The sequence below is a fragment of the Nonomuraea sp. NPDC049684 genome (genome assembly GCF_044465345.1).
Lineage (GTDB): Bacteria > Actinomycetota > Actinomycetes > Streptosporangiales > Streptosporangiaceae > Nonomuraea.
Map to the genome: position 1 here is coordinate 586,039 of NZ_JBITLO010000001.1, position 14,525 is coordinate 600,563.

The 14,525-nt window shown below is 75.6% G+C and carries 13 protein-coding genes; 6 read left to right on the forward strand and 7 right to left on the reverse strand.

Going from position 1 to position 14,525, the window contains the following annotated elements; translation table 11 throughout:
- The first annotated feature begins 21 nt into the window (after positions 1–21).
- Genes ACIBST_RS02750 through ACIBST_RS02760 form a run of 3 tightly spaced genes read left to right on the forward strand, consistent with a single transcriptional unit; the run spans position 22 to position 3,397 of the window.
- Positions 22–1,530 (forward strand): phytoene desaturase family protein, encoded by a 1,509-nt coding sequence (locus ACIBST_RS02750; protein ID WP_397168495.1) that lies wholly within the window; start codon positions 22–24, stop codon positions 1,528–1,530.
- Positions 1,527–2,426: a phytoene/squalene synthase family protein gene (locus ACIBST_RS02755; RefSeq protein ID WP_397168497.1), complete on the forward strand. Its 900-nt coding sequence runs from the start codon at positions 1,527–1,529 to the stop codon at positions 2,424–2,426. Before ACIBST_RS02750 ends, ACIBST_RS02755 begins: the two co-directional genes overlap by 4 nt.
- On the forward strand, positions 2,423–3,397 hold the full coding sequence (locus tag ACIBST_RS02760; protein WP_397168499.1) for a phosphate acyltransferase: 975 nt from the start codon (positions 2,423–2,425) through the stop codon (positions 3,395–3,397). The genes ACIBST_RS02755 and ACIBST_RS02760 overlap by 4 nt, the downstream gene beginning before the upstream one ends.
- A gap of 5 nt (positions 3,398–3,402) precedes the next feature.
- Here ACIBST_RS02760 and ACIBST_RS02765 read toward each other — a convergent pair whose 3' ends face one another.
- Positions 3,403–4,041 (reverse strand): spheroidene monooxygenase, encoded by a 639-nt coding sequence (locus ACIBST_RS02765; RefSeq protein WP_397168501.1) that lies wholly within the window; start codon positions 4,039–4,041, stop codon positions 3,403–3,405.
- A 40-nt stretch (positions 4,042–4,081) separates the two neighbouring features.
- Between ACIBST_RS02765 and ACIBST_RS02770 the strand changes: the two genes are divergently transcribed.
- Positions 4,082–4,690 (forward strand): glycerol-3-phosphate acyltransferase, encoded by a 609-nt coding sequence (locus tag ACIBST_RS02770; RefSeq protein ID WP_397168502.1) that lies wholly within the window; start codon positions 4,082–4,084, stop codon positions 4,688–4,690.
- On the opposite strand, the gene ACIBST_RS02775 is transcribed toward ACIBST_RS02770, so the two are convergent.
- Genes ACIBST_RS02775 through ACIBST_RS02785 form a run of 3 tightly spaced genes read right to left on the reverse strand, consistent with a single transcriptional unit; the run spans position 4,629 to position 7,992 of the window.
- Positions 4,629–5,792, reverse strand: coding sequence for a glycosyltransferase (locus ACIBST_RS02775; RefSeq protein WP_397168504.1), 1,164 nt, complete (start codon positions 5,790–5,792; stop codon positions 4,629–4,631). The two genes, ACIBST_RS02770 and ACIBST_RS02775, sit on opposite strands and share 62 nt — an antisense overlap.
- Positions 5,789–7,228: a phytoene desaturase family protein gene (locus tag ACIBST_RS02780; protein ID WP_397168506.1), complete on the reverse strand. Its 1,440-nt coding sequence runs from the start codon at positions 7,226–7,228 to the stop codon at positions 5,789–5,791. Before ACIBST_RS02780 ends, ACIBST_RS02775 begins: the two co-directional genes overlap by 4 nt.
- The gene (locus ACIBST_RS02785) at positions 7,216–7,992 is read right to left on the reverse strand and encodes a carotenoid biosynthesis protein (RefSeq protein WP_397168508.1); all 777 of its coding nucleotides are present in this window, start codon (positions 7,990–7,992) and stop codon (positions 7,216–7,218) included. Before ACIBST_RS02785 ends, ACIBST_RS02780 begins: the two co-directional genes overlap by 13 nt.
- 121 nt (positions 7,993–8,113) lie before the next feature.
- Here ACIBST_RS02785 and ACIBST_RS02790 point away from each other — a divergent pair, with 121 nt between their 5' ends.
- Positions 8,114–10,258: an NACHT domain-containing protein gene (locus ACIBST_RS02790; RefSeq protein ID WP_397168510.1), complete on the forward strand. Its 2,145-nt coding sequence runs from the start codon at positions 8,114–8,116 to the stop codon at positions 10,256–10,258.
- Here the strand turns inward: ACIBST_RS02790 and ACIBST_RS02795 are convergent.
- Positions 10,253–10,750, reverse strand: a complete 498-nt coding sequence (locus tag ACIBST_RS02795; protein ID WP_397168511.1) for a potassium channel family protein — start codon at positions 10,748–10,750, stop codon at positions 10,253–10,255. The genes ACIBST_RS02790 and ACIBST_RS02795 overlap by 6 nt on opposite strands.
- Positions 10,751–10,850: 100 nt before the next feature.
- Here ACIBST_RS02795 and ACIBST_RS02800 point away from each other — a divergent pair, with 100 nt between their 5' ends.
- Positions 10,851–12,659, forward strand: coding sequence for an alkyl/aryl-sulfatase (locus tag ACIBST_RS02800; RefSeq protein WP_397168513.1), 1,809 nt, complete (start codon positions 10,851–10,853; stop codon positions 12,657–12,659).
- A gap of 18 nt (positions 12,660–12,677) precedes the next feature.
- On the opposite strand, the gene ACIBST_RS02805 is transcribed toward ACIBST_RS02800, so the two are convergent.
- A complete protein-coding gene (locus ACIBST_RS02805; RefSeq protein ID WP_397168514.1) occupies positions 12,678–13,301 on the reverse strand; it encodes a response regulator in 624 nt (207 codons plus the stop codon).
- Complete coding sequence (locus ACIBST_RS02810; RefSeq protein WP_397168515.1) at positions 13,298–14,482, reverse strand: sensor histidine kinase; 1,185 nt, start codon at positions 14,480–14,482, stop codon at positions 13,298–13,300. Before ACIBST_RS02810 ends, ACIBST_RS02805 begins: the two co-directional genes overlap by 4 nt.
- Positions 14,483–14,525: the final 43 nt, after the last annotated feature.

The window sequence follows — 14,525 nt, forward strand, 5'->3', positions numbered from 1 at the left end:
GATAGCGACAGAAGGAGCTGCGTGCATGGACACGGTGACCCCGCAGGCCGGGCACGTGCGTGGGACGGCCGCCCGATGAGCCCGGTGGTCGTCGTCGGGGCCGGGCTGGGCGGGCTGGCCGCGGCCGTCCACCTGGCGGCCGCCGGCCGTCAGGTCACCGTGGTCGAGGCGCTCGACGAGCCCGGGGGCTGCTGCGGCACCGCCCGGCTCGGGCCGTTCCGCTTCGACACCGGCCCCTCGGTGCTGACCATGCCGGGCGTGCTCGCCGAGGTCTTCGGCGCGGCCGGGCAGGAGCTGCGGCACTGGCTGCCGTTGCGCCGCCTGGACCCGTCGTACCGGATGGTCTTCGACGACGGGTCGCGGCTGGACGTCCTGCCCGGGCGCGAGGCGATGGCCGAGCAGGTGCGGACGGTGTGCGGGCCCGCCGAGGCGGCGCGCTACGAGCGCTACCGCGCCCTGCTCGACGAGCTGTTCCGGGTGGAGTGGCCGGCGTTCATCGACGCGGACATGACCCGGCTGCGTTCCCTGGCCCGGCCGGCCGCGCTGCTCCGGCTGGCCCGGCTGGGCGGCTTCCGGCGGCTGGACCGCCTGGCCGCCCGGTACCTGCGCGACCCCCGGCTGATCAAGGCCCACACCTTCCAGTCCCTGTACGTGGGGCTCGCCCCGCAGCGCGCGCTCGGCATCTACGCCGTCATCGCCCACATGGACACCGTCGGCGGCGTGTACTTCCCGCGGCGCGGCGGCATGCACGCCATCCCCTCGGCCATGGCGGCCCTGCTGGCGAAGCTGGGCGCCGACATCCGCTACGGCGCCCGCGCCGACAAGGTCGAGACGGACTCCGACGGCGTCACCGGCGTGCTGCTGGCGGGCGGCGAGCGGCTCGCGGCGCGGCAGGTGGTCGTGGCCTGCGACCGCCTGGCCGCCCGGCGGCTGCTGCCCGGCCCGGCGGCCGACTGGCGGTTGCGCCGCCCCCACCACTCCCCCTCCTGCCTGGTGCTGCACGTCGGCCTGGACCGTCCCCTGGACGGCCAGGCCCACCACACCCTGCATTTCGGCCGCGCCTGGCGGGAGACCTTCACGGCGCTGGCCGCCGGCCGTCCGCAGCCCGATCCCAGCCTGCTGATCACCCATCCCGAGCCGGACGGCGAGGCCGCGCCGCCCGGGCAGGCCACGCTCAGTGTCCTGGAACCCGCGCCCAACCTGCGGACCGCCGACTGGGAGCGGTTGCGGCCCGAGCTGGAGACGCGGCTGCTCGGCCGCCTGGCCGCGCTCGGCCACGGCGACCTGTCCGGCGCGCCCCGGCTGGTGCTCGACCCGCCCGCCTGGGCGGCGCGCGGGCACAGCGCGGGCACCCCGTTCGCACTGGACCACCGCTTCACCCAGACGGCGTGGCTGCGGCCCTCGGCCGTCGCCCGGCGGGTGCCAGGACTGCACTTCGCCGGCATGTACACCGCGCCCGGCGTCGGGATCCCTCCGGTGCTGATCTCCGGCCGGCTCGCCGCCGAACGCATCCTGAAGGAGGCCCGTTGACGCTCACCGCCAGCTACGAACGCTGCCGACAACTCCACGCCCGCTACGGCCGCTCCTACTACCTGGCCACCCGCCTGCTGCCCCAGTGGAAACGCCGGCACGTGCACGCCCTGTACGGCTTCGCCCGCTACGCCGACGAGATCGTCGACTCCTTCACCATGACCGGCGACCGCGCCCGCGCGCTCGACGACCTGACCGCCAAGGTCGAGGCGGGGCTGGCCGGGGCGGCGACCGGCGATCCGATGCTGCCCGCGTTCCTGCACACCGTGCACTCCTTCGGCATCGAGCACGGCGACGTCCGCGCCTTCCTGGCCTCGATGCGCGCCGACCTGTCGGTGCGGCGGTACGCGACCTACGACGACCTGCTGGGGTACATGTCGGGATCGGCCGCCGCGATCGGCACGATGATGCTGCCGGTGCTGGAGCCGGCGCCCGGCCAGGAGGAGCGGGCCCGCGAGCCGGCCCGCCAGCTCGGCCTGGCCTTCCAGCTCACCAACTTCCTGCGCGACGTCGCCGAGGACTTCGCCCGCGGCCGGGTCTACCTGCCGATGGAGGACCTGGACAAGTTCGGCGTCGTGCCCGGCATGCTGGGCGAGCGGCGGACCCGGCGGGCGGTGCGCGACCTGCTGGCCTTCGAGGCCGGGCGGGCCCACGAGCACTACCGGGCCGCCGGCGAGGGCATCGGCCTGCTCGTCGCCTCCTCGCGGCCGTGCGTGCGCGCCGCCTTCGAGCTGTACGGCGGCATCCTCGCCGAGATCGAGCGCCGCGGCTTCGACGTCCTGGCCGGGCGGGTGCGGGTGCCGCGCCGCCGCAAGGCCGCCGTCTTCGCCCGGCACCTGCTGGCCTCCGCCGAGTCGGGCCGGGCCGAGCGGCGCGTCCGCGTGGAGCTGCCGTGACCGGCGCGGCCCCCGTGGTCCTGGACGCGATGGGCGGCGACCACGGGCCCGCCGAGGTGGTCGCGGGGGCGGTGCTGGCCTGCCGCGAGCACGGCGTGCCCGTCGTCCTGGTGGGCCCGGCGCCGCGGCTGGAGGAGGAGCTGCGGCGGCACGCCGCCGCGGGCGAGATCGCGGTGGCGCACGCCGAGGACGCCGTGCCCATGACCGAGCGCGGGGCGGGCGCGGCCGCGATGGCCGCCTCCAGCCTGGCGATCGGCTGCGACCTGGTCGGACGGGGCGAGGGCGGGGCGCTGGTGTCGGCCGGGTCCACCGGCGCGGTGGTCGCCTGCGCGGTGCGCGGCATCGGCCGGGCGATCGGCGTGCTGCGGCCCGCGCTGGCCGTGGCGCTCCCGTCGCTGGCAGGCGGGGCGAGCGTGCTGGTGGACGCCGGCGCGATCACCGATCCGAGCCCCGCCATGCTGGCCCAGTTCGCGCTGCTGGGCGTGGGGTACGCGCGGGCCGTGCTCGGCGTGGCCGATCCGGTGGTGGGGCTGCTGTCGATCGCGGCGGAGCCGGGCAAGGGCAACCGGCTGGCCCGCCAGGCCGAAGAGCTGCTGGGCGGGCTGCCGGTGCGCTTCCACGGCCCGGTCGAGGGGCACGACGTCCTGGCCGGCACGGTGGACGTGATCGTCACCGACGGCTTCACCGGCAACGTCGTGCTCAAGAACGTCGAGGGCTGCGTGCGCACGGCGCTGACCATGGTGGCCGACGCCGGCATCGCCGCCCCCGACCGGCTCGCCGAGGTGGCGCGCCGCTACGACCCGCAGACGCACGGCGGCGCCGTCCTGCTCGGCCTGCGCGGCACCGTCGTGGTCGCGCACGGCTCGTCGCGGGCGGCCACGATCGCCCGCGCCTGCGTGGTGGCCCACACGCTGGCGGGGCGGGATCCGGCGGCCGGGATCGCGGCGGCCGCTGTCCCGGCGGCGGGATGAGGGGGTCAGCCCAGCGGGTCGCGCCCGTCCCAGCGGCCCTCGCTGGCATAGGGGACGAACCGCGCGAACAGCTCTTCGGCGTACCAGTCGCGGGCCCGTACCCGCTCGATGACCCGCCGGTGGGCCTGGCCCCGGTAGGCGAAGTCCCGTACGGCCCGCCGGTCGCGCCACAGCGAGAAGGTGGCCTGCCGGGCGAGCGGCCACTCCCCCATGCCGACCGAGGCCAGGCAGCCGTCCTGCCGCCGCAGCAGCTCCTCGACCGGCGGGACCGACCGGTAGAAGGCGACCAGCCGGCCGGGCCTGATGGACGCCCTGGTGAGCACCGCCACCGGGCCGGGCCCGCCGTCGTCGCGGTCCGGCACGCCGCCGAACGGGTCCCGGCCGCCCCACGCGCCGCGCGAGGCGAGCGGGGCCAGCCGGGTCTGCCAGTACTCCGCGGACTCCGCCCGCCAGCGGGCGGCGATCGGCGAGTCGCGCAGGAACTCCTCCAGGTCGCTCTCCCGCCGCCAGACGGCGAACAGCGCCCAGCGCCGCAGGTCGGCGCCCAGCGACATCGAGCGTCCCCGGCCGGTGCCGAGCAGCCGCCAGAAGCGCGGGCCGCCGGGGCGGCGCAGCAGCGGCCGGTCGAAGGCCATGTGCTTCATCGCCCCCCTGCCCCCGTACCGGACGAGGTGGAACGACGCGATGGTTGAGGTGCTGGTGTCGGTCGTCATCGGCTACCTGCTGGGGTCGGTGCCGGTCGCGGTCCTGGCGGCGCGGGCGCACGGCGTCGATCCGCGCGACGTCGGTGACCGCAACCCGGGGTACTGGAACGTCAAGGAGCAGCTCGGGCGGTGGGCGGGCGTGCCGGTGTTCGCCGGCGACACGCTGAAGGGCGCGCTGGCCGCCCTGGTCGCGCTGGTGATCAGCGGCGGCCACACCGCCGCCTTCGGGGTGGTGTCGGGGGCGAGCGTGGCGCCGGTGTTCCTGGCGGTGGCGGCGGCCATGGCGGGGCACGCGTGGCCGCTGTTCGCCGGGTTCCGGGGCGGCCGGTGCGTGCTCACCTTCGCCGGCGGGGCCGCGGTCGTCTGCCCGCCGGCGTTCGGGCTGGCCGTGGCGGCGCTGACGCTGGCGGCGCTGGCGACGCGGTCGTTCGCGGCGGGCGCGCGCCTGGCGGTGTTCGGGCTGCCGCTGCTGCAACTGCTGTTCATGCCGGCCGAGCTGGTGGCGGCCACCGGGGGGCTCATGTGCCTCATCGGGCTGCGTTTCGGGCAGGCCGCGCTGGCCGGCCGCCGCCGCTCGTCCCGCCGCTGAATCCGCCGCCGACCCCACTGCTGACCCCACTGCCGACCTCGCCGTAGGTGCGTCCGCGCCAGTTGCGCACCGGCCGTACGGTGGCCTGCGTCAGGCGGAACGCGGTGGCCGGGTCCAGCAGCGGCGACAGCAGCAGCCCCGCCCCGGGCCGCCGGTAGCTGCCCCGCAACGCGGCCGTCAGGGACACCCGCAGCCCCAGCAGCGCCAGGTCCAGGCCGGTCGGGCGGCCCGCGGCCAGCCGCAGCACGGGCAGCGCCGCCGTCAGCCAGACGACCGCCAGGTCGGCCGCCTGCCAGCCGGGACCGGTCACGTCGGCCAGCGGCAGCGAACGGCCCCACTCCCGCCACAGCTCGCCCGCCGAGTCGTGCATGTCGACCTCCAGCAGGTCGCCGGCGTCCAGGAAGCCCACCGACCAGCCCTGTGCGGCCAGGCGGCGGGCCAGCGCCACGTCGTCGGTCATCCGGTCGTGGACGAGCGCGAAGCCGTCCGCCTCGGTCATCCGGGACCGCCGGAAGGCCATGCACTGGCCGTTGGCGATCGCCCGGTGCGGCGGCGGCGGGCTCGGCGGGCCGACGGGGCCGAACCTGTAGACCAGCGTCGCCAGCATCGAGGCGTGCAAAGCCTGCTCCAGCGCGCCGTCGCAGACGAAACGCGGGCCGGCGCTGACCAGGTCGTAGCGGTCCAGGGCCGCGGCCAGCGCGCCGAACAGGCCGGGCGCGGGCCGGACGTCGGCGTCCAGCGTGACCACCACGCCGGCGCGGGCGGCGGCCACCCCCTGCCGGAGCGCCCACTGCTTGCCGACCCAGCCGGGCGGCAGCGGATCGGCGGTGACGACGGTGGCGCCCAGCGACGCCGCCAGCTTCGCCGTGCCGTCCCGGGAGCCGTCGTCCACGACGATCACCTCGCGGACGCCGGGGTCGGCCAGCGCGGCGCGCAGGCACGGCCCGATCCTGGCCTCCTCGTCGCGGGCGGGGACCACCACCGAGACCGGCTCGCCCTCGACCGGACGGGCCCGCAGCGCGGGCAGCCGCCGCCGCCCCCGCGCGAGCCGGGCCGCCACGACGGCCGCCGCCACGCCCTGCGCGACGGTGAGCGCCCTCATCGCGACCCGCCCGCGAGGTCCTGGGACACCAGGCCGGCCACGATGCGGGCGCCCAGCGTCACCATCGGCAGGCCCCCGCCCGGGTGGGCCGAGCCGCCCACCAGGTACAGCCCGCGCCTCGGCCCCCGGTTGCCCGGCCGGGCGAAGGACGCCAGCCTCCCCCGGTAGGCGCTGCCGTAGATCGCGCCGCCCCAGGAGCCGTACCGGTCCCGCAGGTCGGCGGGGGTGAAGACGTCGACGAAGCGCAACCGTCCGGCCAGGTCGAAGCCGCGCCCGGCCAGCCGCTCCAGCACCAGGTCCCGGTACGCCTCGACCCCGATCCCCCACCGGGACGGATCCCGGGCGGGCACGTTGACCAGCATCGTCCAGTTCTCCGCCGCGCCCGGGGCCTGGGAGGCGTCGTCCACCGCCGAGCAGCCGACGTAGACCGTCGGGTCGAGGGGCGGCCGGCCCCGGTCGAAGATGTCGGCGAACTCGCGCTCGTAGTCGGCCGAGAACAGCACCGAATGGTGCGGCAGCCCCGGCGTGCGGCCCTCCACCCCGGCCAGCAGCAGGAAGGCCGAGGACGAGGTGCCGAGCCGGGCGATCCGGCGCAGCCTCCGCCGGTCCGGCGACAGGCGGCCGTACAGGGCGGCGGCGTCGGTGCCGGCCACCACGACGTCGGCGCGCACCCGTTGCCCGCTCGCCAGCCGCACCCCGGTGACCTTGGACGCGTCGGCCTCGACGGCGGCGACGGGCTCGGACAGGAAGATCTCCACCCCGGCGGCCTTCAGCAGCAGCGCCAGGTCGTCGGCCAGGCGGGCGAGGCCGCCGGGCGCGTACCAGACGCCCTGCCCGTGCTCCAGCGCCGTCACGCAGCCCAGCGCCGCCGGCGCCCGGTACGGGCTCGATCCGGCGTACGTGGCGTAGCGGCCGACGTACTGGCGGAGGCGGGGGTCGCGGAAGTGGCGCCGTGCCAGCCCGGCCAGGGTGCGGGCGGGGGCCACGGCGGTCAGGTCCGACAGCCGCGGCCGTCCCTGCCGCCGGATCGGCGGCCCGGCGAACACGGTCCGCTCGGCCGCCCGCAGGCAGCCCTGCGCCCAGTGGTGGAAGGCCGTCCAGGCCCGGCCCTCGCCCGGCGCCAGCCGCTCCACCTCGGCGGCCATCCGCGCCGGGTCGCGGTGGGCGTCCAGGACCGTGCCGTCGGCGAAGCGGTACCGGCACAGCAGGGCGGGCTCGATCAGCTCGCGCTCCAGCCCGAGCTCGCGCAGCACCCGTGGCATGGTGAGCAGCGACGGGCCGAGGGAGAAGGTGAAGCCGTCCCGGCGATGCTCGGCCAGCTTGCCGCCCAGCCGCGGCAACTGCTCGTACAGCCGCACCTCGTGACCCTGGCGGGCCAGCAGCAGCGCGCACGCCATGCCGCCCATGCCGCCGCCGATCACCGTCACCTCGGCCATGACCGCCTCCAGGCCGGCGCGGCGAACGCGCCCATCGCGATTCCTCCGGCGGCGGCGACCAGCAGGTCCGGCGGCCGGAACACCGCCGCGAAGCCCACCGTCTCCATCACCGCCATGACCGTGTACAGCGCCAGCAGCCCGCGCGCCGGTGCGCCGGGCCGGACGATCCGCCCGACCACCACCATGACCAGCGCCGACACCAGCAGCCAGCCGGCGAAGTTGCTCAGCGGCACGCCGCGGTAGAAGCCCTCCCGCGCCCACGTCCACAGGCCGAGCCGGACCATCTGGGGGTCGAGGAACAGGTCCCACGCCGTGAGCGCGCCCGCGCCCGCGCACACCCGGGCCACCCCGCCGGACGGCACGACCGCGACCGCCACCGCGTAGGCCGCCAGCCCCATGCCGCCCCACGCCAGCACCACCACCGCGGGGACCCCGGCCACCTGCGGCCACAGCGCGTCGCTGTAGCTGTAGGAGCCGAACGGGAACCCGGTCAGCAGCCCCGTCAGCTCGGCGGCGTACCCGGTCAGCGCCGCGCCGGCGAAGGCGGCCGCCGCCCTGGCCGTGCCCCAGGCGTCCGCGGCGAAGGCCAGGGCGCACGCCGCCAGCAGCGCGACGATCAGTCCGGTGAGCCGTTCGGGCCGCGCGGACAGCCCGGACGCCACCTGGCAGCCCATCATGGCCAGCACCGACAGCACGCCGAGCGCGCGGGCCGGGCGCAGCGCCGGGCCCGCGCCCGTCGCCTGCCGGTCCGGTGTGCGTTCCACATAGCTGTGTTTCGCACGGGCCGCCCGCGGGGTTGCACGAGCCGCGAGCCGGTACGGGATGAAGAGGATCTTTGCCGCGTTCCCCGCGCACGACGGGCGCCCGCTTTGGAATGCTGGGACCGTGAGCCGGCGGACGAAGACATGGTGGTTCCGGGCGGGCGTGGCAGCCGGGATGGTCCTGCTGGTGGCCGCCGCGCTGCGGCTGTGGACGCTCTACCCCGGCGACGTCGACCCGGTCGGCGCGGGGCTGGCGCTGGCCGGGACCGGCATCGCCGCGCTGTCCTGGTGGCAGGCGCAGCGGCTGGCCGACACCGACGTGCAGGCGGCCGCGACCCTGCTGGCCCGGCGGGTGCTGGCCGAGGAGCGGGCCCAGCGGGCACAGCTGCTGGGCGGCAAGGGCAGCGACGCGGTCATCGACGTCGGCTTCTCCTTCCACCCCGCCGGCGGTCCGGTCTCCGCGCCGCCGGCCGGCACCCTGAAGCAGGTGGCCGCCTACTTCCGCGAGCTGGGCGGCCCGGGGCGGCTGGTGATCACGGGGGTGGCGGGTTCGGGCAAGACCGTCCTGGCCATCGAGCTGATCCTGCGGCTGCTCGACGGCCCGCGGCCCGGCGACCGCGTCCCGGTGCGGATCACCGCGGCGAGCCTGGACCCCGACGTGCCGGTGCGGGTCATGCTCGCCCGGCACCTGACCGCCGCGTACGGCCTGAAGCCGGTGACCGCCCGCACGCTCGTGGCGGCGGAGCGCATCCTGCCCGTCGTGGACGGGCTCGACGAGATGGACGAGACCGACGAGCCGGGCTACGGGTCGCGGGCCGCCCGGGCGCTGCGCGCGCTGGAGGACTACGAGCACGGGCTGGATCGCTGCAGCATGGTCCTGACCTGCCGCACCGACCAGTACGACGCCCTGGTCGCCGACCGGGCCGTCCCCCGCGGGATCGTCCGGGTCGACGTGGGCAAGGTGGGCGGCGACCAGGCGTGGCGGTTCATCCAGGCGGTCACCGACCAGGAGGACCCCGACCGCTGGCGGCCGGTCCTGGACGCGCTGACCAGCGACGGCCACGTCCTGGCCGAGGCGCTGAACACGCCGTGGCGGCTGACCCTGGCGGTCAGCGTCTACGAGCAACGCGACCCGGTCACCGGGCGCTACGTGCGCTCCCCCGAGGCCCTCACGCGCTTCGCCGACCAGCGGTCCGTACGGGAGCATCTCCTCGGCCTGTTCATCCCCGCCCGCCTGGCCGCGGCGGACCCGGCGGGCAAGGGGCCCGACGCCGGGCGCACGCACGCCTACCTGGCCGTCCTGGCCGCTCACCTGCGCGCGAACACGGGCCGGCCGCCGTTGCACGGGCGCGTGCTGTCCGGCACGGATCTCGTGCTGCACCAGTTGTGGCCGCTGGCCGGAGACCGGGCGCGGCTCTTCGGCGCGCTGGTGGCCCTGGCGACCTGCCTTCCCGCGGTCGCCGCCGCCGTCGTCGCGGCCGTCGTGGTGTTCTCGCAGGTCGAGATCGTGGACGGCAAGATCTCGGGCCCGGCGGTGACAGCGATCGTCCTGCTCACGATGCCCGCCATGGTGGCGGCGGCTCTGCTGATCGAACCCGTCAGGGCCTGGCGGGAGGTGTGGTCCCCGGCGGACGAGGGCGGCCTGCGCCGGTTCCGCGGCGGACGCGGCCGCAGAAAGAGCGTGGTGGACGGCGTGCTGGCCGCCATGTGCGGCTGCGTGGCGGGCGCGGCGGTCGTCATGGAGTTCGACGCCGCCCTGCCGCTGTGGGTGCCGGTCGTCTTCGGCCTGCTGTTCGGAATCGGGATGGCGAGCGGCGGCGACGGCGAGAGCCGGCACGCCGGTTCCGGGGACGGCGCCGACCCCAGGGCGGTCATCCGGAACGAGGTCGGCTCGACCCTCGTGGCCGCGCTCACCTTCGGCCCCGGATTCGGGTTCATCCTGGGCATCTGGTTCGCGATGTTCCTGGACGGGGTCACGGTCGCCGCCGCGGTGGCCGTGGGCGCGGTGTTCGGCATGTCCCTGGTGGCGTCCTGGTCGCCGCTGCTGGCGCGCCGCTACCTGGGGCTGCTGCTGGCCACGCGGGGGCGGCTGCCGTGGCGGCTGGGCCGGTTCCTGCACCGCTGCTACGGCGCCGGGCTGCTGCGGATCTCCGGGATCGCCTACCAGTTCCGGCACCGCGAGCTGCAGGACTACCTGGCCACGCGCCCCCGGGCCGCCGCGGCGGACGAGGACCGGCGGTCCACGCTCCCGTGCCGGGAGCCCTCATGACGACTCGTGCGAGCGCCACACGCCCACGATGAGCGCGAGCGCCGACGTCACGACGATCAGATCGAAGATCACCTGCACGATGACCAGGGCCTTCGCCCCCTGCCCGAGGGGCACGACGTCGCCGTAGCCGACCGTGCCCAGGGTGATCACCGAGAAGTAGAGCGCGTCCACCCGCGTGCGCAGGCCGTGGAACTGGGCGGCCATCAGGAAGTACAGCGCCGCGAAGAAGACCACCACGACGATGACGACGGTCAGCAGCATCGCCAGTTGCTCCGCCAGGGACCGTCCGGGGCGCAGCGCGCGCGCCACCTGCCGTCCCAGGAGCCAGGCCAGCACGATCACCCCGGCCAGGCAGGCCAGGGCGCGCAGTTCGGGCGAGCCGTCCTGGAGTTTCTCGGTCGGCAGCGGCACGACGAAGTAGACGCCGGTGATCACGGCGGTCGCGGCCGCGCTCCGCACCCATGCCAGCACGCCGGCCGGAGAAGCACACATGACAGGAACGTTCCTCGCAGCGGCGGCCGCACCGCCGGGAATGCTCTTTCTTGAGGCTCTCCTTGCCCTCATCGCAGACTGCCGAGGGCAGGACGCTCACATGGCAGACCTTCCCTTCCAGGACCGGGCGGACTTCGGGCACGCCGATCGCGGCTTCGTCGCCAGGCTGACGCCCGGCGTGGTCAGGACGTCCGGGGGCGAGGTCGTCTGGGACAACGACGTCTACGACTTCCTGACCGGCGACTGCCCGCCGACCGCCCACCCGAGCCTGTGGCGGCAGGCGCAACTGTGCGCCCGGCAGGGCCTGTACGAGGTGACCGACGGCATCTACCAGGTGCGCGGCCTGGACCTGTCGAACATGACCCTCGTGGAGGGCGACACCGGTGTCGTCGTCATCGACCCGCTGGTCTCCACCGAGTGCGCCGCCGCCGCGCTGGCGCTCTACCGCGACCATCGCGGCGACCGGCCGGTCACCGGGGTCGTCTACACCCACAGCCACGTCGACCACTTCGGCGGCGTGCGCGGGGTCACCGACGGGAACGTGCCGATCGTGGCCCCCGCCGGGTTCATGGAGCATGCCGTCGCCGAGAACGTTTACGCCGGCAACGCCATGAACCGCCGCGCCCTCTACATGTACGGCCAGCTCCTCCCCCGGTCCCCCGAGGGTCAGCTCGGCTGCGGGCTGGGCATGGGCACCTCGCAGGGCACCGTCTCCCTGATCCCGCCGAACCTCGACGTCACCCGCACCGGCCAGGAGGAGACGATCGACGGCGTCCGCGTCGTCTTCCAGCTCACGCCGGGCACCGAGGCCCCCGCCGAGATGAACTTCCTGTTCCCCGACCACCGCGCCCTGTGCCTGGCCGAGAACGCCACCCGCAACCTGCACAACGTCCTCACGCTGCGCGGCGCGCTGGTCCGCGACGCCCGGGTGTGGGCCCGCTACCTGACCGAGGCCGTCGAGCTGTTCGCCGACCGGGCCGACGTCGTCTTCGCCTCACACCACTGGCCCACCTGGGGCCGGGACGACATCGTCACCTTCCTGTCCCAGCAGCGCGACCTGTACGCCTACCTGCACGACCAGACCCTCCGCCTGCTCAACCAGGGCCTGACCGGCCCCGAGATCGCCGAGGTCATGCAGGTGCCGCCCGCTCTGGAGCAGGTCTGGCACACCCACGGCTACTACGGCTCGGTCAGCCACAACGTCAAGGCCGTCTACCAGCGCTATCTGGGCTGGTTCGACGGCAACCCCGCACACCTGTGGGAGCACCCGCCGGTCGAGCTGGCCCGCCGCTACGTCGAGTCCTTCGGGGGCACCTCGGCCGTGGTGGCCCTGGCCGGCCGCTACGTCGAGGAGGGCGACCTGCGCTTCGCCGCGACCCTGCTCAACCACGCCGTGTACGCCGACGGGAACGACGCCTCGGCCCGCAGGCTGCTGGCCCAGGTCTACACCCGGCTCGGCCACGGCGCCGAGAACGCGACCTGGCGCAACTTCTACCTCACCGGCGCGGCCGAGCTGAAGGACGGCCCCGCACCGGGCGCCACCGACACCACCTCGCCGGACCTGCTCGCCGCGCTGTCCAGCGAGCAGATCTTCGACTCCCTGGCCGTCCGGGTGAACGGCCCCGACGCCTGGAACGAGCGTTTCGCCATCGACTGGCACCTCACCGACCTGGACGAACGCCACCGGACCACGATGTCCAACGGCGCCCTCATCCACCAGCGGTCACCGTCGGGCGACGGAGCCGACCTGACGCTGCGGCTCACCCGGCAGCGCCTGCTCACCCTGCTCTCCGGCGACGGCGGTGCAGACAGCAAGGGGCTCGACCACGACGGCGACCTGACCGTCCTGCGGCGCCTGGTCTCCCTGCTGGAGCAGCCCGAGCCGGCCTTCGCCATCGTCACCCCCTGACCGACGTCCGCGCCCGGCTCACGGGGAGCGGATGAGGCCCCGCTTCGAGGCCGCCGCGACGGCCGCGGTGCGGGAGTCCACGTCCAGCTTGGTGTAGATGTGCGCCAGGTGGGTCTTGACGGTGGTCTCGCTGAGGAACATCACCTTGCTGATCTGCCGGTTCGACAGGCCGGCGGCGACGTGCCCGAGCACCTCCAGCTCGCGCGGGCTGAGCGTGGCGTCGGGGGCCCGGACCCGGCCCAGCAGGCGGGCGGCCACGCTCGGCGCCAGGGCGCTGGCGCCCGCGGCGGCCGACCGGATGGCGGCGTGCAGGTCCTCCGACGGGGCGTCCTTGAGCAGGTAGCCGGTCGCGCCGGACTCGATGGCGGCCACGATGTCGGCGTCGGTGTCGAACGTGGTGAGCACCAGGACGCGGGGGCCGTCCAGGGCGACGATCCGGCGGGTCGCCTCGCTGCCGTGCATGCCCGTCCCCAGTTGCAGGTCCATCAGCACGACGTCGGGGGCGAGCGTGGCGGCCAGCCGCACGCCCTCCTGCCCGGTGGCGGCCTCGCCGACCAGGTCGAAGTCGGGCTGCCCGGCGAGCATGGCGCGCAGGCCGGAGCGGACCACGGGATGGTCGTCCACCAGGACGATCCGGATCACGGCCCCTCCAGCGGCGGCAGCGGCAGGGTCGCCACGACGGCCGTGCCCTCGCCGGGGGCCGACTCCACGGTGAGGCTGCCGCCCAGGGCGCTCACCCGTTCGCGCATCGCGCGCAGGCCGAAGCCGGCCGAGCGGCCGGGGTCGAAGCCACGGCCGTCGTCGTACACGTCCAGCATGACCACGTCGTCCAGGTAGGTGAGGGTCACTCCGGCGTGGCCGGCGCCGGAGTGGCGGCTGACGTTGCCCAGGGCGCCCTGGGCGACGCGGAGCAGCGTCGCGTCGTAGTCGGCGGGCAGCGGCGCGGGGGTGCCGGAGACCTCGAAGCGCGCCTGGATGGGCGTGCCCGCCACGGCGGAGTCGCCGGCCCTGCGCAGCGCGGCGGCCAGCGACGAGTGCCGCAGCGCCGCGGGGGCCAGGCCGCGGACGAAGTTCCTGGCCTCCTCCAGGTTCTCCTTGGCCGCGTCGGCCGCCTCGGCGATGCGGCGCTCGGCGGCCGGGAGGTCGTCGGCCAGGTCCCGCCGGGCCGCCCGCAGGAGCAGGATGATGCTGGACATGCCCTGTGCCAGGGTGTCGTGGATCTCTCTGGCCAGGCGTTCCCGCTCGGCCAGCCGTACGGCGTCGCCCTCCGCCTGGAGCAGTTTCCCCCGCGTGCGGACCAGGTCGTCGATCAGCAGGCGGCGCTGCTCGCTCTCGGCGTGCAGCGCCTTGTAGACCATCGCCATCAGGGTGGCCACCGCCGCGCCGATCGTCGGGCCGATGACCAGGGCGGCGGTCAGCCGGCCCTCGTGCCAGGCGGCGGCCAGGACGGCCGCGGCGGTCAGCGCCGCCACGCCCGGCAGCGCCACGGCCAGGGGCAGCAGGTGCAGGTAGGCGAAGAAGAGCGGGAAGGCCAGCCAGACGAACTGCGGCGCGGCCAGCGCCAGCAGCGCCCACCCGGCCGTGGTCAGCACCAGCCAGATCCGGCCCAGCAGCAGGTGCGTCGGCCCGCCGAAGTGCGGCAGCCGTCCCTCGATGGCGATGCCCGCCGCGTAGAGGGCGCCGAGGAGCGCTCCGCCCAGCGTCGGCGCGAGCCGTCCGGTGCCGGCGACGCCGGCCAGCGCGATCACCAGGAGGGTCGCGAACGTGCCGTGGACGGTCCAGCGGAGCAGGCGGAGGGCGGGCGGGAACGGATAGTCAGACATCTCTCACCAAGCGTATGCGACGGCCCTGCGCCACAAATCGTCC

Excerpts from the sequence above, each read along its gene's own strand:
- ACIBST_RS02800 (WP_397168513.1), top strand. The coding sequence starts at position 10,851 with ATGGCAGACCTTCCCTTCCAGGACCGGGCGGACTTCGGGCACGCCGAT.
- ACIBST_RS02810 (WP_397168515.1), bottom strand. The coding sequence starts at position 14,482 with ATGTCTGACTATCCGTTCCCGCCCGCCCTCCGCCTGCTCCGCTGGACC.
- ACIBST_RS02780 (WP_397168506.1), bottom strand. The coding sequence starts at position 7,228 with ATGGCCGAGGTGACGGTGATCGGCGGCGGCATGGGCGGCATGGCGTGC.
- ACIBST_RS02765 (WP_397168501.1), bottom strand. The coding sequence starts at position 4,041 with ATGAAGCACATGGCCTTCGACCGGCCGCTGCTGCGCCGCCCCGGCGGC.
- ACIBST_RS02795 (WP_397168511.1), bottom strand. The coding sequence starts at position 10,750 with ATGTGTGCTTCTCCGGCCGGCGTGCTGGCATGGGTGCGGAGCGCGGCC.
- ACIBST_RS02770 (WP_397168502.1), top strand. The coding sequence starts at position 4,082 with ATGGTTGAGGTGCTGGTGTCGGTCGTCATCGGCTACCTGCTGGGGTCG.
- ACIBST_RS02775 (WP_397168504.1), bottom strand. The coding sequence starts at position 5,792 with ATGAGGGCGCTCACCGTCGCGCAGGGCGTGGCGGCGGCCGTCGTGGCG.